The sequence below is a fragment of the Chryseobacterium sp. IT-36CA2 genome (assembly GCF_949767875.1).
Lineage (GTDB): Bacteria > Bacteroidota > Bacteroidia > Flavobacteriales > Weeksellaceae > Chryseobacterium.
The window spans coordinates 217,867-243,225 of the sequence record NZ_CATKPG010000025.1 but is presented as its reverse complement, the minus strand read 5'-3'; the positions used below and the strand labels follow the sequence as shown (position 1 = coordinate 243,225).

The 25,359-nt window shown below is 36.0% G+C and carries 21 protein-coding genes and 2 tRNA genes; 10 read left to right on the top strand and 13 right to left on the bottom strand.

Going from position 1 to position 25,359, the window contains the following annotated elements; genetic code table 11:
- Window positions 1-72: 72 nt before the first annotated feature.
- The 4 genes from ACM6F9_RS21480 to ACM6F9_RS21465 form a co-directional block, all read right to left on the bottom strand.
- A complete protein-coding gene (locus ACM6F9_RS21480; RefSeq protein WP_047377240.1) occupies window positions 73-690 on the bottom strand; it encodes a DUF502 domain-containing protein in 618 nt (205 codons plus the stop codon).
- Between the two features lie 34 nt (window positions 691-724).
- Window positions 725-1,303 carry a tRNA-(ms[2]io[6]A)-hydroxylase gene (locus ACM6F9_RS21475; protein WP_414847547.1) on the bottom strand — a complete coding sequence of 193 codons (579 nt, stop codon included), beginning with the start codon at window positions 1,301-1,303 and terminating at the stop codon, window positions 725-727.
- Window positions 1,304-1,377: 74 nt separating this feature from the next.
- A complete protein-coding gene (locus ACM6F9_RS21470; protein ID WP_414847546.1) occupies window positions 1,378-2,466 on the bottom strand; it encodes an acyltransferase family protein in 1,089 nt (362 codons plus the stop codon).
- 147 nt (window positions 2,467-2,613) lie between these two features.
- Window positions 2,614-3,501 (bottom strand): metalloprotease, encoded by an 888-nt coding sequence (locus tag ACM6F9_RS21465; RefSeq protein WP_414847545.1) that lies wholly within the window; start codon window positions 3,499-3,501, stop codon window positions 2,614-2,616.
- A 184-nt stretch (window positions 3,502-3,685) separates the two neighbouring features.
- Between ACM6F9_RS21465 and rplU the strand changes: the two genes are divergently transcribed.
- The 4 genes from rplU (at window position 3,686) to ACM6F9_RS21445 (ending at window position 5,246) form a co-directional block, all read left to right on the top strand.
- Window positions 3,686-4,264 (top strand): 50S ribosomal protein L21, encoded by a 579-nt coding sequence (gene rplU / locus ACM6F9_RS21460; RefSeq protein WP_076597840.1) that lies wholly within the window; start codon window positions 3,686-3,688, stop codon window positions 4,262-4,264.
- Between the two features lie 12 nt (window positions 4,265-4,276).
- The gene (gene rpmA, locus ACM6F9_RS21455; protein ID WP_027372929.1) at window positions 4,277-4,534 is read left to right on the top strand and encodes a 50S ribosomal protein L27; all 258 of its coding nucleotides are present in this window, start codon (window positions 4,277-4,279) and stop codon (window positions 4,532-4,534) included.
- A gap of 174 nt (window positions 4,535-4,708) precedes the next feature.
- Complete coding sequence (locus ACM6F9_RS21450) at window positions 4,709-4,876, top strand: bacteriocin-like protein (RefSeq protein ID WP_414847544.1); 168 nt, start codon at window positions 4,709-4,711, stop codon at window positions 4,874-4,876.
- A gap of 196 nt (window positions 4,877-5,072) precedes the next feature.
- Window positions 5,073-5,246: a bacteriocin-like protein gene (locus ACM6F9_RS21445; RefSeq protein ID WP_165790559.1), complete on the top strand. Its 174-nt coding sequence runs from the start codon at window positions 5,073-5,075 to the stop codon at window positions 5,244-5,246.
- A gap of 84 nt (window positions 5,247-5,330) precedes the next feature.
- Here ACM6F9_RS21445 and ACM6F9_RS21440 read toward each other — a convergent pair whose 3' ends face one another.
- Window positions 5,331-7,859: a DUF5686 family protein gene (locus ACM6F9_RS21440; RefSeq protein ID WP_414847543.1), complete on the bottom strand. Its 2,529-nt coding sequence runs from the start codon at window positions 7,857-7,859 to the stop codon at window positions 5,331-5,333.
- A 617-nt stretch (window positions 7,860-8,476) separates the two neighbouring features.
- On the opposite strand from ACM6F9_RS21440, the gene ACM6F9_RS21435 reads away from it, so the two are divergent.
- Window positions 8,477-9,589, top strand: a complete 1,113-nt coding sequence (locus tag ACM6F9_RS21435) for a hypothetical protein (protein ID WP_414847542.1) — start codon at window positions 8,477-8,479, stop codon at window positions 9,587-9,589.
- 161 nt (window positions 9,590-9,750) lie between these two features.
- The gene (locus ACM6F9_RS21430; RefSeq protein ID WP_414847541.1) at window positions 9,751-10,854 is read left to right on the top strand and encodes a hypothetical protein; all 1,104 of its coding nucleotides are present in this window, start codon (window positions 9,751-9,753) and stop codon (window positions 10,852-10,854) included.
- Window positions 10,855-11,130: 276 nt separating this feature from the next.
- On the opposite strand, the gene ACM6F9_RS21425 is transcribed toward ACM6F9_RS21430, so the two are convergent.
- The 6 genes from ACM6F9_RS21425 to ACM6F9_RS21400 all read right to left on the bottom strand — a co-directional run bounded on the left by ACM6F9_RS21425 (window position 11,131) and on the right by ACM6F9_RS21400 (window position 17,794).
- Window positions 11,131-11,204, bottom strand: a tRNA-Asn gene (locus tag ACM6F9_RS21425).
- Window positions 11,205-11,339: 135 nt separating this feature from the next.
- Window positions 11,340-12,059 carry an AAA family ATPase gene (locus ACM6F9_RS21420; protein ID WP_414847540.1) on the bottom strand — a complete coding sequence of 240 codons (720 nt, stop codon included), beginning with the start codon at window positions 12,057-12,059 and terminating at the stop codon, window positions 11,340-11,342.
- A gap of 71 nt (window positions 12,060-12,130) precedes the next feature.
- A complete protein-coding gene (locus ACM6F9_RS21415) occupies window positions 12,131-15,313 on the bottom strand; it encodes a S41 family peptidase (protein ID WP_414847539.1) in 3,183 nt (1,060 codons plus the stop codon).
- A 289-nt stretch (window positions 15,314-15,602) separates the two neighbouring features.
- A tRNA-Asn gene (locus ACM6F9_RS21410) sits at window positions 15,603-15,676 on the bottom strand.
- 80 nt (window positions 15,677-15,756) lie between these two features.
- On the bottom strand, window positions 15,757-17,247 hold the full coding sequence (gene rseP, locus ACM6F9_RS21405; protein WP_414847538.1) for an RIP metalloprotease RseP: 1,491 nt from the start codon (window positions 17,245-17,247) through the stop codon (window positions 15,757-15,759).
- A 106-nt stretch (window positions 17,248-17,353) separates the two neighbouring features.
- Complete coding sequence (locus ACM6F9_RS21400) at window positions 17,354-17,794, bottom strand: DUF6646 family protein (RefSeq protein ID WP_414847537.1); 441 nt, start codon at window positions 17,792-17,794, stop codon at window positions 17,354-17,356.
- A gap of 222 nt (window positions 17,795-18,016) precedes the next feature.
- Between ACM6F9_RS21400 and ACM6F9_RS21395 the strand changes: the two genes are divergently transcribed.
- Window positions 18,017-18,769, top strand: a complete 753-nt coding sequence (locus ACM6F9_RS21395) for a nitrilase-related carbon-nitrogen hydrolase (protein WP_414847536.1) — start codon at window positions 18,017-18,019, stop codon at window positions 18,767-18,769.
- A 136-nt stretch (window positions 18,770-18,905) separates the two neighbouring features.
- Here ACM6F9_RS21395 and ACM6F9_RS21390 read toward each other — a convergent pair whose 3' ends face one another.
- Both ACM6F9_RS21390 and ACM6F9_RS21385 read right to left on the bottom strand, forming a co-directional pair.
- Entirely contained in the window at window positions 18,906-19,205 is a 300-nt protein-coding gene (locus tag ACM6F9_RS21390) for a thioredoxin family protein (protein ID WP_414847535.1), read from the bottom strand.
- A gap of 18 nt (window positions 19,206-19,223) precedes the next feature.
- The gene (locus tag ACM6F9_RS21385) at window positions 19,224-20,633 is read right to left on the bottom strand and encodes an MBL fold metallo-hydrolase (RefSeq protein WP_414847534.1); all 1,410 of its coding nucleotides are present in this window, start codon (window positions 20,631-20,633) and stop codon (window positions 19,224-19,226) included.
- A gap of 345 nt (window positions 20,634-20,978) precedes the next feature.
- Between ACM6F9_RS21385 and ACM6F9_RS21380 the strand changes: the two genes are divergently transcribed.
- The 3 genes from ACM6F9_RS21380 (at window position 20,979) to lysA (ending at window position 25,343) form a co-directional block, all read left to right on the top strand.
- Window positions 20,979-22,505 carry a helicase HerA-like domain-containing protein gene (locus tag ACM6F9_RS21380; RefSeq protein WP_414847533.1) on the top strand — a complete coding sequence of 509 codons (1,527 nt, stop codon included), beginning with the start codon at window positions 20,979-20,981 and terminating at the stop codon, window positions 22,503-22,505.
- 151 nt (window positions 22,506-22,656) lie between these two features.
- Window positions 22,657-23,880, top strand: coding sequence for a PolC-type DNA polymerase III (locus ACM6F9_RS21375; RefSeq protein WP_414847532.1), 1,224 nt, complete (start codon window positions 22,657-22,659; stop codon window positions 23,878-23,880).
- Between the two features lie 260 nt (window positions 23,881-24,140).
- Window positions 24,141-25,343 (top strand): diaminopimelate decarboxylase, encoded by a 1,203-nt coding sequence (gene lysA, locus ACM6F9_RS21370; RefSeq protein WP_185126214.1) that lies wholly within the window; start codon window positions 24,141-24,143, stop codon window positions 25,341-25,343.
- The last annotated feature ends 16 nt before the right edge of the window (window positions 25,344-25,359 follow it).

The following is a 25,359-nucleotide window of genomic DNA, read 5'->3' as shown; positions in this document are numbered from 1 at the left end:
GTTTGTAAAGAAAATGTGCTTGAAAATAATTTTTCAAAATTCATCAATGTATAATTAAGACGGAAAAGGGGATTATTCCGGAGCCTTAAATATATTTTCATCAGAATGGAATCCGGCTACACCGCCGCTCACTGCAAACTTCATAGCAGAAGCAGCTGTCATTCCCACTACAGGTTTGATGTTTTTTTCTTCAGTAACAATTACCCAGCCCGAGATGGCGTACGAGTGGGGAAGATATACCGCAACGTAATTATGCTTGTCAACGTCCGACATTTCTTTTTGGGTTAAAAAGCCGATTCTCCAGATTTCCGGATTCTCATTGGTTTTTACCCATACAGGATCGTTGAATTTTTTCTTGTCACCTACGAATGAAGACATCACGTCTTTTGTAGGAGTGTAGATGTGTTTTACTCCAGGAGTTTTCTCCAGTAAGCTGTCCATGGTATCGAAAAAGAATCTTCCAACCACGAATTTATTTCCCAAATATCCTAAAATAGCAGTAAACAGGATAATAGATACAAAAACAAGCCCCGGAATTTGTTTGGCCAAAGAAGGAACAAGATTGTCAATCGCACTTACAATATACCAGATTACAAAAATGGTAAGTCCGATGGGACCAATGATAACTAATCCCTGAAAAAAATTTTTCAGGAATAAATTGGCGATATTTTCAAAGCTTGGCTTCTTCAATGTATATTAATCTGTATTCTTTACTATTTTTATTTTAACCGTGGATCGTTTCTTTATTTCCGTAGGATTTAATGATATTGGCTTCATATTCCAGCCATTCTTCCCAACGTTTGTTTACTTTTTCCGGATCTCCGAGCTGTCTTGCAAATCCGATGAAAGTAGTATAATGATTGGCTTCAGAAATCATCAGTTCTTTGTAGAAAACTTTAAGCTCTTCGTCTTTGATGTTTTCGGTAAGAACCTTAAATCTTTCACAGCTTCTGGCTTCAATCATAGCGGCAAAAAGCATTTTGTCTACGATGAGGTCTTCTCTTGTTCCCTGTACGATAAATTTCGCCAGTTCATTCACGTAATCATCTTTTCTTGCTCTTCCAAAAGTAAAACCTCTTTTCTTAATGATCTCATGCACCTGATTGAAATGATCCAGTTCTTCCTGTGCAATGGCAAGAAGTTCGGTCACAATCTCAGGATATTCCGGAAGCATTGTAATCAATCCTATGGCGTTGGTAGCAGCTTTTTGCTCACACCAGGCATGATCTGTCAAAATTTCTCCAATGTTTCCTTCCGCAATATTTGCCCACCTTGGATCGGTAGGTAGTTTCAACTTAAACATGTTGTAAAATTTCTGTAAATTTAAACAAATTGAGGTAAGAAATGTGACTTTATTTCAATTTGATCATTAAAGTCTTAAGATGCGGTCTTTCTTCTTAGGAATTCCAGAATCTTCCAGCCTGAAGTGTCTACTTTTTTCAGTCCTTCAGAAATAATGAAGGCTAAAATGATATTAATCCCATAGATAATGACCATCAAAAGCCACCACGGCATATTTTCTTTTAATGGAACTACCAGAAAATAGACCAATGAAGAACTGATTCCTTGTGCAAAGTAGAAGAAAATGGCATTTTTTCCGATATGGGTAATGAAATTTTCTTTTGTGATTTTCAATCGGTTATAAAGAACGAATAAGGTCACCAGAGAAAATAATGCCCAAATGATATAAGGAATTTTTGGTGGAAATTTATTTTTATTGATTTTATAGAAGATATCTCCTCCATAATACCAGAACATCCATATAAGAGCAGCCCCCACAAGTCCGTATAATACAGGGATTGATTTGGTGGGAATCTTTTTCCCGCGCATTGTGTGGCCAATTAAGAATACCGCAAGATAAAAAGCAACATATCCAACTTGTCCTGTTGGGTAATATTCCGGGAAGATATTGAATAATAGGGTTAAAGCAATGCAAAGTCCAATGAACCAATTAATATGTTTGGGAAAGAATCTTAAGATAAGAACTCCAAAAACTGTGAGCACATAATATACTTTAAGATACCAGAAGCTTCCCATCACCACCGGAAAAGTATCAGCATTGGTGTATTGATGAAGGTACCAGTTCCCCAGGTTTTCCCATTGAGGATAGGTTGAAATACCGGTTGTAGAATATTTGGATCCAAATGTAGAATAAAAACTCTGGAGCCATTCCATAGAAAAGAAAGTGAGTCCAAATACTTTAAAAAAGTAATCTAAAAAGAACAGGAGGGTTACAAAAATCATATAAGTGATCTGCAGTTTCAGAAGGCGGTACAATGTTTTTTCAATATTGGCTCCGGAAGTAATACCACTGAGCGCATAAAAGAGAGCGACATCAAAGACCAGAGAGAACACCCTTACTTCTGCGGGAATATAAAACTGTCCAGACCAGAATGCTGTATGGATAAATATGATGGAAAGTGTTGCCAGCCCTTTGGCGAAATCAATATAGAGATCTCTGTTCATTGTAGTTACTTGAGTGTTCTTTTGTTATTTTTTCAAAAATACAAACAAATTGATTTTTTAGAACATAAAAAGACGTGTAAAAATAAAAAGGGGCGGAACATACTGCCCGCCACCTTTCTTAAATATGCTAAAAATGAATGTTTCCGTTTATTTAAGATGTTTAAATTCTTCTGCAGAAATTTCTCCTGACTGAATTTTTCTCAGCTCATCAATATATTGACTCATGTATGCGTCAATTTCAGGATTTACTGTGTTTTTAGCCATCTTGTAAGTCCCGTTTAATACTCCCTGATAATAATAGAAGAAGTTGTAATCGAAATTTGAAGCGTTAAGGTCATACTGTCCCAAAAGGAAACCTAAACGTACAGCTGATCTTCTTTGTGCTGGAGTTCCGTGGTGTCCGGGATTGGTAGTCTGATAGTCTCCGATGCTTTGAGCAAACTCGTAAGCGGCTGCAATTTCAGAGAAATTGGTTTTGTTGTAACCGTTTGGTCTTCTCAGGTAATATCCTGCGAAACCGTCTGCTTCAAGTTCATTAGGTCTTGCTGTGTTTTCGTTTACCGTAGGAAGCCCGAAGATATACTGCAGCTGGTGCCCGTATTCGTGAGCAAGAATCATCGCATTCACAATATCACCGCCTTTTGCTTTTGCATCATAATAGATAGCGTATCCATAATAGATTTTTCCTGTAGAATAGGAAATCGCATTGTACGTTGAATTGAAATTGGATGGATCATTCACAAATCGCAGCGTAGGATTGCTTCTTCCCCATAAACTTGCAATTTTAGTCATTTGTGCATTCATAAAATTGGTGTCCGTAGAGTTTTGAAGACCGGTCACTAAAACAGAGCTGTTGCTCCAGTTGTTGTCTACATAAGAGCAGTTTTTTTCAAGATCTCCGGGTTGATCAATTTTTGCACTAAGCGTTTCTGGCTGAGTTTGAACATTGTTGTCCATTTGGTCATCACTACATGCTGTCAATGAAGATACAGCAATGGCACCTGCTACTAAGCAGAGATTAAAGTTTCTTTTCATATATAAATTCAATTTGGTAGAGCGAAGGTAATAAATTATCTCTTAAGTGTGAGTACATTATTTAAAAAAATTATTCAAAACATAGTGAATAGGATTTTATTTAAAAAAACATTGCTTTGATTGTAAGCTAATTAGAAATTTATATGTATATTTGCACCTCGAAATAACTAAAAATTTATAAACAATGTTTGCAATTGTAGAAATAGCAGGGCTTCAATACAAAGTTGAGCAAGACCAGAAGTTGTTTGTAAACCGTTTAAAAGGAGATAAAGGAGGAAAAGTTTCTTTCGATAAAGTTCTTCTTACTGTAAACGGTGCAATCACTGTAGGCGCCCCAGCTGTAAACGGAATCACTGTGGAAGCAGAGATCCTTGACCACGTAAAAGCTGATAAAGTAATCGTTTTCAAAAAGAAAAGAAGAAAAGGTTACAAAGTGAAAAACGGTCACAGACAATCTTTAACTCAAATCGTAATCACTGGTATTACTGGTTTTGAAGGTGGAGCTAAAAAAGCTGCTGCTAAAAAAGAAACTGTGAAAGGTGAAGTTCTTTCAGACAACGCAACTGTTAACTTTGGTGAAGATCACGAATTGAACTATCACTTAAAGAAAAACAACTTGTCTCAGTCTAAAGAGAACAGAGAAACTTTAATTACTTTAGGTAAAGCAGTTAAAGTTGAATTAGAAAAAAATATTCTTACTCATGAAGAAGTAGATGCTGCTATCATCAAGAATATTGATCAATTTAAAGCACTTAATAAATAATCCAGTAATAAAATGGCACACAAGAAAGGAGTCGGTAGTTCCAAGAACGGTAGAGAGTCTCACTCTAAAAGATTAGGTGTGAAGATTTTCGGAGGACAAGCAGCTATTGCCGGAAATATTATTGTTAGACAAAGAGGTACTCAGCACCACCCAGGTGATAACGTGGGAATCGGTAAAGATCACACTTTGTTTGCATTAGTAGATGGTAAAGTAGTTTTCAGAAAGAAAGCAAACAACAGATCTTTTGTATCTGTAGAACCAAACGCATAATTTTTAAGCGTTTTATAAAAATTAAAACCTCAGTTTTTACTGAGGTTTTTTTTATTGGCTTTCGTGGTATTCATTTATCCGTGAAATATTTTATATTTGCTAACTGTTCAATTATGAATCAGTTGCAAAAGCCGAAAAGCATAAAGAGTAGGCAAATATTAAAACAAAATATCTATGAAAAATGTAAGAAAATTAACCAGACAGAATTTAAAAGAAGTAACCGGAGGAGTGGCAGCGGTTTGTCCTTCTATGTTTCAGTCCTGTGATGAATGGTGCAATTGGTCTCCATGGCAGAAATCACACTGCATGCTTTCACAACCCTGTACAGAATGCTTTGAATAAATAATAGAAGCCTAATTTTTTTGAGATTTCGGATAAAGGAACATTTAAATAGGTTCAGTTTTTATTTTAAGTTAAAAAGGCTAAATAATATCTTGTAGTAGTGAAATATTTATATATTTGTTCGTAACCAAATAAAAAACCATTGCGGAAGCCGAAAAGCAGAGAGAGTAGGCAACAAATAAAACTAAATATAATCATGAAAAATTTGAAAAAATTAACAAAGAAGAACCTTAAAGAAATCAATGGGGGAGCTGCTTTAGGACTATGTCCGCCAAAACCAATCAGGTCATGTGATATCTGGTGCGGTATGACACCAGAACAAAAAATGCGCTGCCTTCTTGATGTAGAAGAGCCTTGCGAGTGCTTTTAATCATTATTTCTGATTTTTATAAAACTAAAATAAAATTCGGCGGCTTCAAAGAAGCCGCCGAACCTGTTTTATAATATATTTTATTTAGAATCCTACCTGAAATCCTGCTTTAACGCCAAATTTAGAGATATCCGGTCTGTCAAGATAATTTCCTCTCCAGTTGAAATCTACTCTGAAGATTCTGAGGTTTCCGATACCTATATTTTCAATTCCGAATCCGTACTCATAATAGATATGTTCGCTTGGTGCAGAGTATCTAAAACCTTCTACGTTAATCGCCTTAGAAGCATCACTTAGCGTTCCGTAGGCTCCTCTGATAAAGGCAACCTCTCTTAGTTTCAGTTTTTTAATCAATGGAATATAAGAAAGAATCTTCCCGTTAAAATGATGCTCCAGCTGAAGCGTAGTATAAGCATCAGCTACGAACTCATAATAGTTAAGCTGAGAGAATGTATTCGGAACCAAACCATATGAAAGATTGGCTGGAATAATATTCTGTATCGCCAAAGGAACAGTATTGAAGTTCTTTCCTGCTTCAAGATTTACTACTAATTTACCCATGCTTCCAATCAAAAACGGCTTGTTAAACATGAACTGCAGTTTGTCATAATTGAAATCAGCATTGAATAGCCCTTCAATCCCTCTGGTATATCTTAAAACAATGGTTGGTGCCAGGTTTCTAGCCTGATAACGATCTATTCCGGTTTGTGAGAATTTTGCTCCTGGTTTTGCGATTAAACTGATAGTAACGTGAGAATCATTCACAGTTTGTCTCAGCTGCCCATCCTTATAATACATCAGGTTGAATTTCTCCGGAATGGCAGATTTAATGCTCTGCATCATTCCGTCTACTCTTATCTGAAAGTTTTTCCACGGTTCAATAGCGGCAAAAACGCTTGTTTGGTTTACAGAACTTAAGGAAATATTTTCTCCTCTTGCAAAGAATGTACTGGAAGATAAAGAACGGGATGCAACTCCGTCACCTGATGTAAGCTGCCCTCCAAGCTGAACGATGTCTCTGCTGGTTCCTGCACCAATCATAAAACGATTGAGTCTGTTGAACATATATCGTGCTTCAACACCATATTTGAACTGCTGGTCTTTGAATCCGTAAGCGGTATAAAACTGAACTCTCCATGGATCATTTAATCCAAAATAGGATCTTGCTCCTAATCTTATTCTGTTTCCTTCTACTTCATTTCTTCCGTAAATGGAGAAGATAGGGCCAATATCTATTCCTTTAAAGGCATTATAATAACGTGAGCCAAGTGTTTCAAACAGTTTTACCATTCTGTTGAATTTCGGGGTCTGCTGAAGCTGATCAAGCATATTGTAAACTCCCTGTTCCGCTTTGGATAAAGTATCAGGTCTGGCTTTTACCCAATATGCATCATCTTTATTGGTAAACTTGTCTTCATATTCTTCTTCGGTGCGTTTGAATACTTTCGGATCTAGAGGTTTATTAAATTGATATTCAGAATAATCTACCGACCTTTTGGCGATAATACTTTTTGATCCTTTCTTCTTTGAAAATGGGCTCATTTCAAACTCAGTAATCAGTTTTTTAGGAAGAAATGTTTCATCATCAGGGTTGTCATATTCCAATTGAGTATACACACTGTTGACAAAATTAACATTGATTTTCTGCGTTGATTTTAATGTTGCCCCTAAAACGGCATATGTATCTGTATCGATATAAAGGTTTCCCTGAAATGCAAGGATATCTTTTCTCTTTGGTTGGTATCTGATTTGGAAGGCTTTTTCACCACGAATGGTAATGGTATCCATCAAACTATAGTCATAGGTGCTAAACCCATCACTTCCAACCGGGCTTTGAAAGCCAATATCAAAATAGTTAAGGGTGTTGTCGTAGATATTAATATCACGGTATAGATTTTTAGCAGAAACGGTAATTACCTGATTGTCCTGAAAACCTGAAGTTTTTTGGGCTACCAATGTTCTTTTGCTGTCCTTATCCGGTCTGTTTTTACCATAATTTTCATAAACGGCTTCATTCAGGAAAATAGGAAGTCCCAATCGTCCACTTGCAGTAGAATCTGCATAGCTGAAAATAAAATCCAGTTTATTGAAAATCTTTTTCTTCATGAATGCGCTGTCCAGATTGTTAAGATCAAACTGGGTTTTTTCATATTCTTTGTAGGAATAGGTGTCGAATTTCTCCAGACCGTTGTTTCTTTTACGTGCCCAGACTTTCTGCATGATAGCGTAAGCCGGGTTTTCTTTTTTGTTCTTGTATTTTGTCTTACCGCTTTGAAGGACAATTTCCTGAATGTCACTTACTTTAGCCTGTGATAACTGTACAAAAATATTTTCAGCATTTTCAGAGGTGATGTCAAGGGTTTCGGTAGTGTAACCTTTTCTTGAAAATTTTAACTTTTGAATGATGCTGTCTGACTGAATAGTGAAATTACCTGAAGTTGTCGTCAGGGAAGGTGTTTTATCATTGTTGATAAAAATATCAACTTTATTGAGTTCTTTATTGTTTTTTTCGTCAACTATCTTGCCGCTGGCCCGGTTTTGAGCGCATACGGAACTGGAGAGAATCAGGAAAAAAAATAAAAGATAGTGTTTTTGGGAGTTATTGTTTAACATCATTCGTTTCTTCAGGCAATTAGCATAAACAAAAAGCATGCAGTTTATTAAAAAAATAGGTAAAAAAATAAAATATTTTTATTCTATTGTATAAAACGGCAAATGTAGCGAAAATTATATACGCGCTTATTAAAATTAAATGAGAAAATTAAATGCTTAATGAATAAGAATCAGAGGATTAATGGCAGATGAAAATTTAAGTTCATTGTGAAATTTTAATAAGTCCCTTTTGTGGTACGGAAGGGAGTTAATTTTCCATGAAGATTTTGTTTTCTTAGGGTAATTTTATTTGGTTTGCTGTATTTTCTTGTAAAATTTTAATTTTCGTATCTCCGAAGGCAATTATCTAACTACTCACTTCAAAATATTATCTCCAATGATTTCAAAAACAGATGTGACAAAGATATGACATGTCTAAATTTTAACATTTCAGAATAAAACAATGTAACATGTAATTTTTTGATTATTAATCGGTTACAAAATGTAACATACGCGTCATATCTATTATTTTGCAACAATGCTGTTTGTCATTGTAATATTAGTCAATAAAATTGTGTGGTTTCCTAAACAATAAGCACAGGGAAAATTCAAATCAATTTTAATAAAATTAACACAAGATGAAAAAAACATTATTTCTCCCAGCTTTGCTGGCTCCTGTTGTTATGTTTTCGCAGGTTGGCATTTATACGCCATCACCAGGAGCATCCTTAGATATTACCGCAAAAAATACAACTGGAACTTCTTCGAAAGTAGAGGGGCTTCTTATCCCAAGAGTGAGCCGGGAAAGAGCGCAAAGTATGACAGGTGTACCCAATTCTACCATGATCTATGTAAACGATATTGTTGCCGGCACACAGACAGGAACTGCTGCAAACATAGATACCGTAGGTTACTACTATTTTGATGAGACCAATGTATGGGCAAAATTAAATGGAGCTAACAGTTCGGCGGCTGACACCAGCATCTATAATATTGATGGTACGCTTCAAGGTAACAGAATCGTAGCTCAACAAGACAAAACATTAGCGTTTGTTTCTAATGCTACATCAGGAGACAATCATTTTTCTATTGTTAAGCAGCCTTCTAATATACCTGTTCTTTCTTTAAATGCTGTAAATGACAGAATTGGAATAGGAGGAACTATAGTACCCCAAAAAAATCTGCACGTATATGGAACAGCGCAGATTACCAATGAGTTAAACGTGGGTGGAGATGCTGCAACAGCTGGTAATTCAGGTATAGCAGGGCAGATACTTACATCTGGCGGACCTAGTGCCAGTACCTCCTGGACAAGTCTTCCTAAAACAGCTTTCATAGGTAATATTTACAAAACAACAGGTGCTGTTACTACTTTTAACGCTTCAGGGGTGAGTCAAGTAATGGCAGACGCTAACTATATAACTTCAAGCTTTGGTTTTATTACAATTGTGAAATCAGGGTATTACAAGATTATTGCTTCAACTAATCAAATTGTATCTACCAGTGGAACGGCAACTACTAAAATTCAAAAAAACGGGACAGATACGACGGGTAATACTCTTGCAATTGCTTCTACCTATCATGCAGCAGGAACCACAAACGTTTACCATACTCTTGTTGCTGTATCATATTTTACTGCCGGAGAGTATTTTACTGTTCCTTTTTTTGATACTTCAGGGATGGTAATTGGAGATAATTCAAATGGGCAACGTTTTAATACGCCCATAACGGTTACTTACCTTGGGGGATAGTTTTAATCAACGTAGGTTATAATCCTTGCATCACTCTTCAGTATTAAAGTTAATTACTAAGAAATAAAAACACAAAAAAATTGGAAGATATAATATTAAGAAAGAGCTGTGCTAAGCTTTTATATTATTCCGATAACATTCAAACTTATAAATTAAAAATGATGAAAAAATTATTATTCTCATTAGCATTATTTGCTTCTTTTACTGCGTTCTCGCAGGTTGGAATCAACACACCATCACCCAATGCGACATTAGATATTACAGCAAAGAATTCAATAGGTAATTCCAGTAACATAGATGGGCTTCTTGTCCCAAGAGTGGACCGTGAAAGAGCGCAAAGTATGACAGGCATACCCATCTCTACAATGATTTATGTAAATAATATAGCAACAGGTACACAGGCGGGAATCGCTGCAAATATTGACGCCGTAGGTTATTATTACTTTAACGAGGCCAATGTGTGGACAAAACTAAAAGGAGCGGCTGGTTCAGCAATAGACACTAATATCTACAATACTGATGGTACGCTTGCGGGTAACAGAGTAGTATCGCAGGAAGACAAAACATTGGCGTTTACTTCTACTGCTACATCAGGTACCAATCAATTTTCTGTAGATGGAAGCACACTTTCTGTAGATGCTGTGAACAATAGAGTGGGAGTAGGAACAACCACTCCACAAAAAAGCTTGCATGTAAACGGAACGATGCAGCTTACCAATGAGCTGAATGTTGGTGGAAATGCTTCATTAGTGGGGAATCCCGGTACTGCGGGACAGGCACTTACATCGGGCGGGGCAGGAGCTAGTACAACCTGGAGCACACTTGCAAACTTTCCTCTTAATGTTTTGTCTGCTAAATTTACTATCTATACTACCAATCAATCAGGTGAATTTTTTCCTACTTTTGTAACTTCTAAACTGGATACTAATTATTTACAGAATGCTGGTAATGGAAGAGTGAATATTTTGAAGGCAGGATATTATCAGATTCTTGCCTCTACAACTTATAATATAATTTCTACCATTGCCGGAACAGTAAATAGCAGAATTTATAAAAATTATGTTTCTTCTGCCAGTAATACTATTCTTGGAATGGCCAGTACTACTTATGTAGCGTCAACTCCCAATGCTTACCATACACTTCTTGGTGCGGTTTATTTGAATGTAGGAGATTACATTATGGTAGGTCAGTCCAGTCCTAATGGTTCTATAACGTTCAGACCTGGAGATTATACTTCTCTTGTATTTGATTACTTGGGGCAGTAATTTAAAATGTACAGATGATGTTTTCTGGTATCGTTTTACAAAGCAAAAGGTCAAATGATACGTGAAATAATGTAAGGAAATTATTTTCATATTTAAATGTCAGGAGTTTGAGTCCTGAAAGATTAAACATAAAAATTTAAATGACTTCTTGTGAAGACTTTCAAATGATAAAATAAAAAAAGATCAATTCATTTTGATTGATATTCAGTGTTTTTTATGTGTTTTTCAATTGTTTAAAACGAGAAAAGCCACCAAATTGGTGGCTTTTCGATTGAGCTCCTCCTGCTGGGCTCGAACCAGCGACCCTCTGATTAACAGTCAGATGCTCTAACCAACTGAGCTAAGGAGGAATTTCCTTTGTTTTAAGTGGTGCAAATATAATAGGAATATTAATATCAGTCAAGTTTTTTCCCTTATTCAAAGAGACTTTTAACTAAATGTATTGAAATTCAATAAGAAATATTTTGATTATTTTTTGTTGAATTCTAAATATCTCCAAATAAGTGCTGAAAATACCGTTCCGGTGATTCCAGGAAGTTCTTTGTTAGTTGATAATGCTCTGTTTCTTTATAATGAACTTTTTGAATTTTATCGTCAAGTAAATAAATTTCAGCAGAAGGATAACTCATTAATATCGGTGAATGACTTGAAATGATAAATTGAGCTTTTCCTGTTTTTTCTAATGTATGAATAATAGACAGTAAAGAAAGCTGTCTTTGTGGCGATAAAGCAGCTTCCGGTTCATCAAGGATATAAATTCCATGTTGGAAATGGTTATGGAATAATGATAAAAAAGCTTCACCGTGAGATTGTTGGTGTAAAGATATTCCTCCATATGCATCCAGAACACTCTGATCATCTTTGGCTACTTCATCAATGTAAGTAGCAAAGTTGAAGAAGCTTTCTGCCCTCATGAAGAAACCTTGAGAAGTTTTATGGCGCCAGGAAAGCGTAAGATATTCTGACAGTGCAGATTCTGTTTTATGAAAGTCGTAATTATGATTGCGGTTTCCGCCAGCTACATTAAAGTTGCATTTGTCTGCAATGGCTTCAAGTAGAGTAGATTTTCCAATTCCATTTTCACCAACGAAAAACGTGACATTGCTTTTTAGCCTAATATCTAAACCGTTACGTAAAAAAGGCAGGCTGAAAGGAAAGTCTTTTGGACGATCATCTTCTAAATAAATCCTTGATAAATAAGGCATTTTGCTTGATAGAATTAATTATACTATCAAGCAAAATTTGTGCAAAAAGATAAGAGTAATATTTTTAATTCTTATTTTTTCAAATCCTTAAGTATTTCCTGAACAGCTCTTTCCAGCTGTGGATCATTGTTCTGAAGACGGTCCATAAAGGTATTTTTAACATAAATGTCAGGTTTTACACCTGTTTTTTCAAGATTTTGCCCATCCAGAGTATAGGTCCCCCAAGAAGGTAATCGGTAAGAAGATCCGTCTACCAAACCTTTAGCTGAAGTGAAAATAATCCAGCGATAGGTGTCCTGACCGATAATTTTGCCCAGTTTCAATGCTTTGAAGCCGGCTGCAGTCATTTCAGCATCACTTAATGAAGCTTCGTTAATCAAAAGAACAATAGGTTTTCCGGAAGGAGCAAAATTAGGCTGGGTAGTTATTTTTCCTTCACGGTATTTCCATTGTAGGTAAGGCTTCTGAGAAAGGAAATTCAATACTTTGTCATGAACATTTCCACCTGTATTGTAACGAAGGTCAAGAATAACCGCGTCTTTTCTGTTTTCCTGTTCTACCATATCCAAAAGGAAGCGGTCAAGCTCATCAGTAGACATGTTTTTCATGCATGAATAAGCAATACGGTTGTTGCTAAGCTTGTCAACACGTTGGTGATTGTTGTAGATCCAATCATCGTAAAGCAATCCTTTTAATTCTCCGTTTGAAATCGGATGTACTTTCGTTGTCACATTTTTGCCATCACGATTGAACGTAAGAACAAGTTCTTCCTGTTTTTTCGGACTTGTAAAATATGTTTCGATATTTTCATTCGGATCCACTTTTTTTCCGTTTACGGAAGTCAGTTGGTCACCAGGCTTGATATCAGCTCCTGAGCGGTAAGCCGGAGATTTTCTCAAAATGCTTTCTACGGTGTATGGCTGGTCTTGTTTGAAGATAATTCCGGTTTCATTAGTGAAATAATTCAGATACATTGTTTCTTCTTTTCCGGTGGATGAAAATCCGGTGTGTGAAGAATTAAGCTCACCTAAGAGATCATTTAATAAAATTCGCAGATCATTTCTGTTATGCACATACGGAAGGTATTTCGCATACTGCTCCTTTTTGGCCTTCCAGTCGATACCATGGAACTTTTCGTCGTAGAAGTTTTCCTCCACACCTGTCCATGCTTCAGCGTACATCTGAGTGAACTCGGATGCAAGATCTTTATCAAAACTATACTGGATGCTTATTTTTTCAGGTTTTAAAGCTGCTACGGTTGTTTTATAGATGTTACCTTCTATCAGTGCGAATAGGTTTTTCTCATTTTTGGTAAGATAATAAGCTGCTTTATCAAACACTTTTTCAGATTTAGCGGGCTCAAAATCAGTAAAAACTTTTTTAAACAACTGTCTTTTTCCATTATCCTGATTGGAGTTGAAAAGAAGAACCTCTTTCTTATCATCATTGAAAACTGCCGGATCATCCTGATATCCATATCGGTCCGTAACCAGCTCAATTCTGTCCAGAGTATCTTCGGGATTTACTTTCAGCTCTTTGATTACTGGTTCTTTTTCTTCCTTTTTCTCTTTATCCTTGTCGTCTTCCTTTTTGGCCTTCTTTTCTTTGCTTTTCGATTTATCGGAAGATTTTTCATCCTTCTTTTCTTCAGTAAAAAGATTATCGAATTTCTCAGATTTAAACGGTTCGTCAAACCAATCCAGAGCCATACGGTAAATGTTCGACTTCTGCATGCCTAAAGGGTAAGACGGGTTGGTTCTGTCGCTGGCAAAATAAATATACTTGCCATTGGGAGACCACACAGGATCCTCCTCTGAAACACCCGTATTGGTAAGGTTCAATGTCTGTGCTTTTTTGATATTATAGATGAAAATATCAAGCTCAAAGTTTCTTTTTGCAGAAAACAGTATATATTCATCATTAGGCGAAAAAGAAGGTCTGGAATTTTGGAATGCCCAGATTTCGTCTTTAACGATGGTTGTTGATTTAAGACTTTTTAAATCCAATAATCGTACTTCATCCCTTCCGCTTAAGTAAACCGCTTTTGAAAGGTCACTATTCAAAGTGATGTTACGGTTGTTGCGTAAATCTTCCGTTAATTGTTTTGGCTGGCCTTTTCCGTCTGCCTGAATGGTAAACCAGTTTTGGTAACCATTATAAGTTTGACTGTAAAGCAAAGTGCGGTTGTCTTTCAGCCATTTTACCTCCATTGCACGTTCTTTTCCGTCAGAAACCTGTTGTGCAAATTTTCCTTCAATATCTGAGACGAATATAGTGCCGCGGCTTATGAACGCCATTTTTTTACCATCCGGAGATACATCATAATAGGAAATATTGTTTTCCACATTGAAATTCTGTGCTTTCTCCAGTGTTTTATTGGTATTCAGGTTGATATTGAGAGGAGTAGTGCTTTTTGAAGCAACATCATAAGTATAAAGCTGATAATCTTTTTCGAAAATAACTTTCAATCCATCTGCTGAAACAAACGGCTTTTTAATAGAAGTATCAAATTGCGTTAAAGCAGTCTTTTGACCATTTTCGAGTTTATAAAGATTGTACTCTCCATTATTTTCATCTGAAATAAAATAAATAATCCCGTTTTTATCTACGCTTGGATTGAAATCTTTCCCTTCGTAGTTGGTGTATTGTTTGAAAGAATTGCTTTTTGGGTTATATCCCAGAATATCAGGGTTGTTTTCCCCTTTATAGCGTTTACGCTGTACCTGATGAGCGCTTTCTGAAGAGCTTGTGAAAAGATACTCTCCTGCAGGCGTTTCTACAAGGCCATTGGTATTGTTAAAATAATTATTGAAAAGCTTTTGAGGTGTTTTTCCTTCAATTGTAGTTTTGAAACTTCCGAAATTATTATTTCTGCTGGAAGTAAAATAAATTGTTTTACTGTCCCATGCCCAGCTTTCCATTTCGTCTCTTCCGGTATGGAAGGTTAACTGCTTGATTGTTCCTCCTCCTGCGGGCATTACATAGACATCATAATTTCCATATTGATTAGAACTGAATGCCAGCCATTTTCCATCCGGAGAAAGACGGGGATTGATTTCTTCTCCGTCCAGGGCAGTAATTCTTGAAGCATTTCCTCCGTTGGAATCTGCTTTCCAGATATCACCATCGTAAGCGAAGTAAGCTGTTTTTCCATCAGGACTCAATGAGGGACTTGATAAGAAATAAGACTTTTCCTGCGCCGAAATTCCTATAATAGAAAATGCTGTTAGTAACGAAATAATAGTTTTCTTCATGGTACAATGGGGTATTTATGCAATACTATATGTTGGTTTTATTATTCTTTGTCATTGTAGAGAAGTATTTTTAGGTAGAGAATTTTCTCAATACCAATTACTCTAAAAAAGAATAGTCGGATTATTAACGAAATAGTTACAGATAAAATGCCTGAAAGGGCGGATGATATTCAATAAAAAAGATCAATACTTCATAAAAAATTAAGGTAATTTACAAATATCTGTCTTTTTGAGATTATTGTTCAGGTTAAAGCACAAAAAAAGACCTACATTTCTGTAAGTCTTTTTGCTCCTCCTGCTGGGCTCGAACCAGCGACCCTCTGATTAACAGTCAGATGCTCTAACCAACTGAGCTAAGGAGGAATGTCCTTTGTTTTAAGTGGTGCAAATATAGGACGAATATTTATACCCTACAAATATTTTTAAGAAAAATTTTTAAAAAATTATAATTTCCCTGTAAATACCTTAAAGATGTCGCTTCCGAAGATTAGTAACATCAATCCTAACAGGAAGATAACTCCAATCATCTGTGCGTTTTCTAAAACCTTTTGCGGAACTGGTTTTCCTACAATAATTTCATATAAAGTAAATAAAACGTGGCCACCATCAAGTCCCGGAATCGGAATAAGATTCAGGAATGCCAACCAAATAGAGAACATTGCTGTAAAGCTCCAGAAAGCAACCCAATTGATTTTAAAGCTTCCGTCTGCATCTTTATCTACAGGCATATTCTTTACAATAGCAATAGGACCTCCAACATTTTTATACCCCTGAACTTTAGAGTTGAACATAATTTTGAACTGCTTAACCTGAGTGGTTAGTGCTTCAATAGTTCTTGTAAATCCTCTTGGAATAGCCTCTCCGAAAGAATATTTTTTATTCGTTACAATATCTTTTGCGATGCTTTTGGTATCAATTGCGATACCCAGTTTACCGTTTTTATCCACAGAAACTGCTGGTAATGTCTGTAGAGCTCCGTTTCTTTCAACGTCTACAGAAATTGTTTTACCTTTATTTTCACTTAAAAGAGCACTTACTTCATCAAAGAAAGCTGCTTTCTTACCGTTGATTCCTACAATTTTATCTCCTTTTGCGAGACCTGATGCCTGAGAAGAAGGAGTTGCCAATGAATCAATAACCATAGAAACTCTTGGAGTAATGTATAGTTTTGCTTCTCTCTGCTTAAGAACATCTGCTACACCATCTGCATTTACAGGGAAAGTAACTTCCTGTCCGTTTCTGTTTACGGTAACATTGTCTCCTAAAAGAATATTGATTGAAGTATTTTCAAGTCTTTCTGCAGGTTTTCCGTCTACACTGATGATTTTGTCACCATTCTGGAATCCCATTTTCTTTCCGGCTGAAGTGGCTTCAATACCATTGTTGAATTTCGTGATATCCGTATACGTTTCTCCGTTGAAGAAAGATAGACAGCTGTAGATTAACCATGCAAGGAAAAAGTTAACCGTAACTCCACCTAACATAATGATCAGTCTCTGCCAAGCCGGTTTTGATCTGAATTCCCATGGTTCTGCCGGTTTTTTCATTTGGGCAGTATCCATACTTTCGTCCACCATTCCTGCAATTTTCACGTATCCTCCGAAAGGAAGCCATCCGATCCCGTATTTGGTTTGTTCAGGGTGTTTTCTCCAGTCATTGTCCGGAAGTTTTGATATATCGATAGGAACTTCTTCCTTCTTTCCGTTCACCTCTATTACCTCGGAATCCGGCAGGTTCTTTGATAAAAACTTATATTGCCATTTTCCGTTGATTTTCTTCATGGAGAATATGGAGAAGTAAGGATCAAAAAACAGGAAAAACTTCTCTGCTCTGGTCTTGAACCATATTGCCGGTAAAAAATGCCCAAGCTCATGAAGAAGCACAAGTATAGAGATGCTCAGAATGAACTGAAAAAGTTTGATTGCTATTTCCATTAATAAATTTTAGATTTTAATTTGCAAAGGTAACAATTATCAAAACTATGCCAAATAAAAAAGCTCCCCTAAACGAGAAGCTTTGTCATATTTAAAGACGATTTGATTATAAATTGAAAGAAACCCCAAGACTGCCATTATTACCAACTTCTGCAAATACACCTATTTTCTCTGTGAAGAAATAACGAGCTCCTATGTGAGCGCCCACTCCAAAGTCTTTCCCAAGAACTCCAAGGTCTACTCCAGGATAAATGTCCCATTTAGCAGGTAAATTTAAAGCTTCCTGCAAGTGAAAGTTCAGTCTTCCGAAAACAAAAACACGATTATCCTTATCGTTGTTTTTATAATTATCAAAGTAGCCATTAATTCCGGCTCCTACTGAAATAAGTTTGTTGAGTCCATAGTCATAAGTTCCCGTTACTCCGGTTCCATATCCCCAGGCACTCAGCCCCAGTTGTATTTTCTGATCCCCCTTTCCTGTCCAGGCCTGAGCATTGGCCAAAGCACCAAAAAAGCAGATCATCACCATAAAAAACAATTTCTTCATAAATTTCTAATTTTTAAGGATATTAATAAAAGAAATTTCTATCAAAAATGGAACCGAAAGAATGACAGTACTCTAAAAATGGAAGACTTTAATAAATTATTAAGAAATAAAGCTTAGTTTTTACGGCCAAAACTCATTTTTAAGCCATTTAATTCTCTTTTTGTAATCATAAAAACAGTATTTTTATACATCAGATTTGAAATAATTAAAAAAGAATAAAAGATGAAAGTTGTAGGGCTTAATTTAGATATCATCTGGAAAAATAAGGCGGAGAATTTTAAACTCATAGAAAATGAACTGCAAAATGTAGAGGCAGATTTGTTTCTGCTTCCCGAAATGTTTTCAACAGGTTTCTGTATGGATGCTTCAGAAGTTTCAGACAGAAATAACGAATCTCTGGAGTTTTTGAAAAGGATCTCAAAGGAAAAAGATGCAGCATTCTGCGGAAGCGCTCCTGTAGAACAGAACGGAAACTTTTACAACAGAATGTATTTTATACAACCGGATGGTACAACCTCTTTTTATGATAAAAGACACCTATTCTCCTTTTCCGGAGAAGATAAGGTATATACACCCGGGAAAGACAGAATAATTGTTGAATATAAAGGAATACGCTTTCTGCTTCAAGTGTGTTATGATCTTCGTTTTCCTGTTTTTGCAAGAAGTAATGATGATTATGATGCTATTTTATATGTTGCCAACTGGCCTGAGAAAAGGGTAGGAGCATGGGAACATCTGTTGAAAGCCAGAGCGATTGAAAATTTATCTTTTGTGTTTGGTTTGAACAGAATTGGGACCGATGGGAATGATCTGTTTTATCAGGAAAGTTCTCACTGCTTCTTTGGGGATGGAAAAGAAATTTCTCAAAAACAGGGAAATCTTGTATCTGCAGAACTATATATGGAAGAATTGAGAGATTTTAGAAAACATTTCCAGTTTTTGAATGACAGAGATTCTTTTTCTATTGATTTTTAGGATTTTCCCACAGATTTCGCAGATCTCCACAGATTTTTAATTTCTATATTAAAGAAAAATAAACATAATCATCTGTGAAAATCTGTGCGATCTGCGGAAATTACAAAAAAACAAAAAACTGTGAAAAATCACAGTTTTAAGTATATTCTTGTAAAAGTTGTGTGAGGGTATTCACATCATGAACACCGCTTTCCTTCCATAGCATTTCTCCTTTTTTGAAAATTGCCAGTGTAGGGACTCCACGCACTCCATATTGAGCTGCCAATGCAGGGTATTGATCTACATCTACCTTGATGATTCTGGCTCCTTCGCCGATATTTTCCTTTACCGTATTTAATACCGAAGACTGAACTTTACAGGGTTGGCACCATGTTGCGAAAAAGTCAATCAGTACAGGTCTTTCGGAATCAATGATTTCCTGAAATTTTTGTGACATAGTTTAGTTTTTATGATCTTAAGATGTTTTGGATTGACAAACAAAATCAGTAGTCGGGAATTTTTCTGTCTTTTTGATACCGTTAAATCCTCCTTCTATTTCAGTGAAATTCCTAATTCCGTGTGAGTTAAGGATGCTTGCTGCGATCATGCTTCTGTACCCACCTGCGCAGTGCAGAAAGAAATGTTCAGAATCATCAATAGTACGAGCCCAATCACTGATAGTATCCAATGGTTTGTTATATGCATTGTCAATGTGTTCAGCAGAATATTCAGTCAGTTTTCTTACGTCAATTACCTTTGCTGCTTCTGTAAACTGCTCTGCAAATTCGGCCGGAGTAATTCTTTTAACTTCGTCAGTTTCCAGACCTGCATTTTTCCATGCTTCAAAACTTCCTTTCAGATATCCTATTACATTATCAAAGCCTACTCGGCTCAGTCTGGTGATCACTTCCTCTTCTGTACCTTCATCTGTTACCAATAATAAAGGATGTTTTACATCTACGATAAGCGTTCCAACCCAAGGGGCGAAATCTCCTTTCAGTCCTATATTGATGGAGTTGGGAACAAATCCTTTATGGAAATCCGCGGCTCCTCTTGTATCTAAAATTAATGCTCCTGTTTCCTCTGCTAATGCTTCGAAATCTTCCGGTGCAACAGGCTGCAATCCTTTGTTCATAACAACATCCAGACTTTCATATCCACCTTTATTTAAAGCGACATTCATTCCAAAATATTTTGGTGGAGCTGTTAATCCATCAAGGACTTCTCTGATAAAAGAAGCTTTATCTGGTTGATTAAGAGCGTAATTCGTTCTTTTTTGGTTTCCTAAAATATCTACCGTTTCCTTCTGCATATTTTTTCCACAAGCAGATCCGGCACCATGAGCTGGATAAACAGTAATACTGTCATCCAATGGCATAATTTTGTTTTGAAGACTGTCATATAGAATTCCCGCAAGGTCTTCCTGGGTAAGATTAGTAGCTTTCTGTGCAAGATCCGGTCTTCCTACATCTCCTAAAAATAGGGTGTCACCTGTAAAAATAGCAGTTTCAACACCATTTTCGTCTATTAAAAGATAAGTGCTGCTTTCCATGGTGTGTCCAGGAGTATGCATTACCTTTATTTTTACTTTTCCGATCTCAAAAATCTGATTATCTTCTGCGATAATGGCTTCAAATTCTGGAGCAGCAGTAGGTCCGTATACAATTGGAGCACCTGTTTTCTTGCTTAAATCCAAATGTCCCGATACGAAATCAGCATGGAAGTGGGTTTCAAAAATATATTTTAAAGTGACATTGTCTTTTTCCAGACGATCAAGGTAAGGTTTTACCTCTCTTAAAGGATCTATAATCACTGCTTCATTCTCTGATACAATATAATAGGCACCCTGAGCCAGACAGCCCGTATATATTTGTTCAATTTTCATTGGGGTCTTTTTTTAATGAGTTAAAGATACAAAGTATTAGATAAATTCTAAATGAAATGTTAAATCCCATTGATAGTTTCTTTCAATACTTTGTTAAACGTTTGTTTAGTGTGTCTTGTTTTTCAGCAAAAAGAATGCCTTATATAGAGACAATAGGTAAATGCTGTTTTATATCATGTTTACGTATAGTATTGGCTTGTTGTTTAGAATTTAATGGCGTGGTTTAAAATTTGCTTAAGCAGGTAAGAACTTTATTTTCCGAAGGAATAGGAAGATGTTCATCAGAAAATATTTTTAAATGTTTTACAAAAAATTTTATATTTATAAGTTTAAAAAAGCAATCAAATGGCAGACAAAACACAATTTATTGAAGAACTCAACGCTAGATACACTCCAAAAGGAGAGCATATTATATTAGGAAAAGGAATGCTGGATGGTGAAGTGGTCACAGAAGTAAACGTAACCATTCCTCTGAAAACGATTAACCGTCACGGTCTTATTGCCGGAGCTACGGGAACAGGTAAAACAAAAACACTCCAGGTGTTTGCAGAGCAGCTTTCCCATGCAGGAATTCCTTCTTTGGTTTTGGATATTAAAGGAGATTTCTCCGGAATTGCAGAAGCAGGCGAAATGAATCCCGTTATTGAAGAAAGATATGCTAAAACACAGCTTCCTTATACTCCGCAAGCCTTTCCGGTAGAATTAATGAGTATTTCCGGAGGTGATGGTGTGAAATTGAGAGCTACTGTTACGGAATTCGGACCTGTTTTACTAAGTAAAATTCTTGAGCTTAATGATACTCAGCAAAGCATCATGTCTATTGTCTTCAAATATTGCGATGATAAAGGACTTCCATTGATTGATCTTAATGATTTGAAGAAAGTCCTGCAGTATGTAACAGATAATGCACAGGGAAAAGCAGAGCTTGCTGCTAATTACGGATCCATTGCATCATCATCCCTCGGAACGATTTTAAGATCTATTGTAGCTTTGGAACAACAGGGAGCAGCAGGTTTTTTTGGTGAACTAAGCTTTGATGTTCAGGATTTGCTGGAAACAAGAGACGGAAAAGGAGTCGTAAATATATTAAGAGTAGCAGATATTCAGAATAAGCCACAGCTTTTCTCAACCTTTATGCTTTCACTTTTTGCTGAAATTTATATGACGTTTCCGGAAGAAGGAGATAGCGGTAAGCCAAAGTTGGTGTTATTTATAGATGAAGCCCACCTGATTTTTGATGAAGCCTCAAAAGCCCTTCTTTCACAGATTGAAACAATGGTAAAACTGATTCGTTCCAAAGGAGTGGGGATTTATTTTATTACTCAAATTCCAGGGGATGTTCCTGAAAATGTACTTTCCCAATTAGGATTGAAGATACAGCACGCACTAAGAGGATTTACAGCAAAAGATAAAAAAGAAATTTCCAAGGCTGTTGAAAATTATCCTACCACAGAATATTACAACGCTTCCAGTCTGATCCAGAATTTGGGAATTGGAGAAGCATTTGTCACTGCTCTTGATGAGAAAGGAATTCCTACACCATTAGTACATACTTATCTGATCTCTCCGGAATCAAGAATGGATGTATTGAGCCCGGCGGAAATCTCTGATCTGACATCAAAATCTGCACTTGTTGCAAAATATGAGCAGGCTGTTGACAGAGAATCTGCTTATGAAATGCTAACCAACAGAATGGAACAGGCTGCCCAAAACCCAACTCCTACCCAAAAGGCAAAACCCGTAAAAGAAGAACCGGGAATGTTTGAACAGGTATTACAAAGTAAAGCAGGCCGTACTTTTACTTCTACATTAATGAGAGAAGGTGCAAAAGCTATTCTCGGAATGTTTGGTCTGGGAGGCAGAAGAAGATAATTTTGAAAGATAATCTGCTATATTTTGATATATTTTTTGTTATTTTAGCAGGTTATCTTTACATAACAGTAAACAATAAAGCCGGATTTTATTGGGGAATAAGACATCGGTTTTCAATATAAATGACAAAACAGCAGTTAACACACATTCAATGTATTCAATTATAGATATAGAAAGTAATGGTGCAGGTTATAGAAATGAATGCATTATAGATATCGCCATTTACAGATATGACGGTCAGAAAATTACGGACCAGTTTATCTCTCTGGTGAACCCGGAAGGTGATATTACCCCTTTTGTACAGAAACTGACTAGTATTACCCCAAAAATGGTCAAAACTGCTCCAAAATTTCATGAAATTGCCAAAAGAGTTATCGAAATAACTCAAAATACAACACTGGTTGGTCATAATATTGATTTTGATTACAGAATGCTTCGCCAGTCATTCAAAAGGCTTGGTTATGATTTTAAAATCAATACTTTAGATACAATTCCGTTGGCAAAGAAGCTAATTCCGGATGAGGTAAGCTATTCATTGGGAAAACTGGTGAAATCACTAGGAATTCCTTTGACCAATCATCATAGAGCTGAAGGTGATGCCAGAGCTACATTAGAACTTTTCAGGCTTTTGATTTCAAAAGATGTAGAAAATGAAATCATTCAGAAACAGCATGACGAGTCTAATGCAAAAAGCTATATCAATAAGATCAAAGAACTTACTCAGGATCTTCCGAATGATAAAGGCTTTGTTTATTTTCAGGACGAAGGAGGGCGTATCATGTTCTCGGATTATGTTCAGGATATCAACAAATTTTCTAAAAAAGTTTTCAATTCCAAATCAAAAAAATGGGAACAGATTCAGAAAGATGTTGAGCAGATTAATTTTGAGCTTACCGGAACAGATATTATTGCTAAACTGATTCTTAATTCCAAGAATATTAAGAAGAAAGAAGTTTTACCATTCGGTTTATATTTCAGGAATAATAAATATGTAGTTGAGAAAAATACGCTCAATAAAACCGAAAAGCCAGTTTTAAAATTCAGATCATTTACGCAAGGGACAAAAGCTGTTCAGTTTATTGGCTCCCAGGAAGAGTTTAAAGATTTTTCCGTGCTGAAAGATAAAATTGAATTCAGGAAAAGAAATGAATTGTGGCTGGGACCGGGTAGAAAACTGGGTGAAAAATTATTTTTAATCATAGAAAACGGAAAAGTGGTTTCTTTTGGTTTTTATGAGTTGTTTACACAGATCCAGACCATCAGTAAGCTTGCTAAATTAAAAATTGACCTTCCGTTATCTTCCACAGATCTGAATAATGAACTGCAGTTGGCGCTGCTTCGCAGTGATTTTGAAACACTGCCGTTACCGAAATGATATAGGAATTAGCACTTTACAAATTGATTTAAAAGAAGACGCTTTTCAAATCAATTTTCAGAAAATGAAAAATAAATAGTATTTTTGTAAAAAATAAATAGAAGCAATGCAAAATTTTAAACAAATTAAAACTGGAAAAAAGGGAGCTGTAAAGTTCTCTAAGGTTTGGAATATTTAAAAGAGTTGTCTTGCATAAAAAATAATCAATGCGGCAGACTCTTTTTATAAGAATCTGCCTTTTTTTATGTTAAAATGAAATTATGAATTCAAAAGAATTATTAAAGATTGCCAATGAGTTTGGCACCCCGGTGTATGTTTATGATGCAGAATCCATCAAAGTTCAATACGAAAAACTTACATCTTCTTTTTTAAAACATACAAAGTTCTTCTATGCAGCGAAGGCGTTGACCAACATCAATATCCTTAAGTATGTCAAGAATCTGGGCGCTTCTTTGGATTGTGTATCCATTAATGAAGTAAAGCTGGGACTAAAGGCAGGATTTCCAAAGGAAAAGATATTGTTTACTCCCAACTGTGTTGATCTTGCAGAAATAGAAGAAGCAATGACTTTCGGAGTTCATATAAACATTGATAACATTTCTATTCTTGAGCAGTTCGGGAATAAATACGGAAATACCTATCCGATTTTAGTAAGAATCAACCCGCATATCTTTGCAGGAGGAAACTATAAAATTTCTACAGGGCATATCGACAGCAAATTCGGTATTTCTATTCACCAGGTTCGCCACATCGAAAGAGTGATGAAAAGTACAAACCTGAATGTTGAAGGGCTTCACATGCATACAGGAAGTGAGATCAAAGATCCGGATGTATTCCTGCAGGCTTTAGATATCATGCTGGAACTTTCTGAGCATTTTCCGAATCTGAAATATCTGGATATGGGAAGTGGTTTCAAAATTCCTTATCAGGATAGTGAAGAAGAAACTGACGTGAGAACATTGGGTAAAAAAGTAGAAAAAGTGATTTCTGAATTTTCAAAAACTACAGGAAAAAAATTCGAATTATGGTTTGAACCAGGGAAATTTCTGGTTGGAAAAAGCGGATATTTATTGGTGAAAGCTAACGTAATTAAGCAAACTACGGCTACTGTTTTTGTAGGGGTGAACTCAGGATTTAATCATTTGATCCGTCCTATGTTCTACGATTCTTATCACATGATTGAGAACTTATCCAATCCAAAAGGAGCGGAAAGAATTTATACTGTGGTTGGAAATATCTGTGAAACTGATACGTTTGCGTGGGACAGAAAACTGAATGAAGTAAGAGAAGGAGATATCCTTGCTTTCCACAATGCGGGAGCGTATGGTTTTGAAATGAGTTCCAACTTTAATTCAAGATTAAAGCCTGCTGAAGTATTGTTCCTAGACGGAAAAGCACATTTGATTCGTAAAAGAGATGAATTCGAAGATTTGTTGAGAAATCAGATTGAAATAGTAATGTAAATCTGAAACATAATAT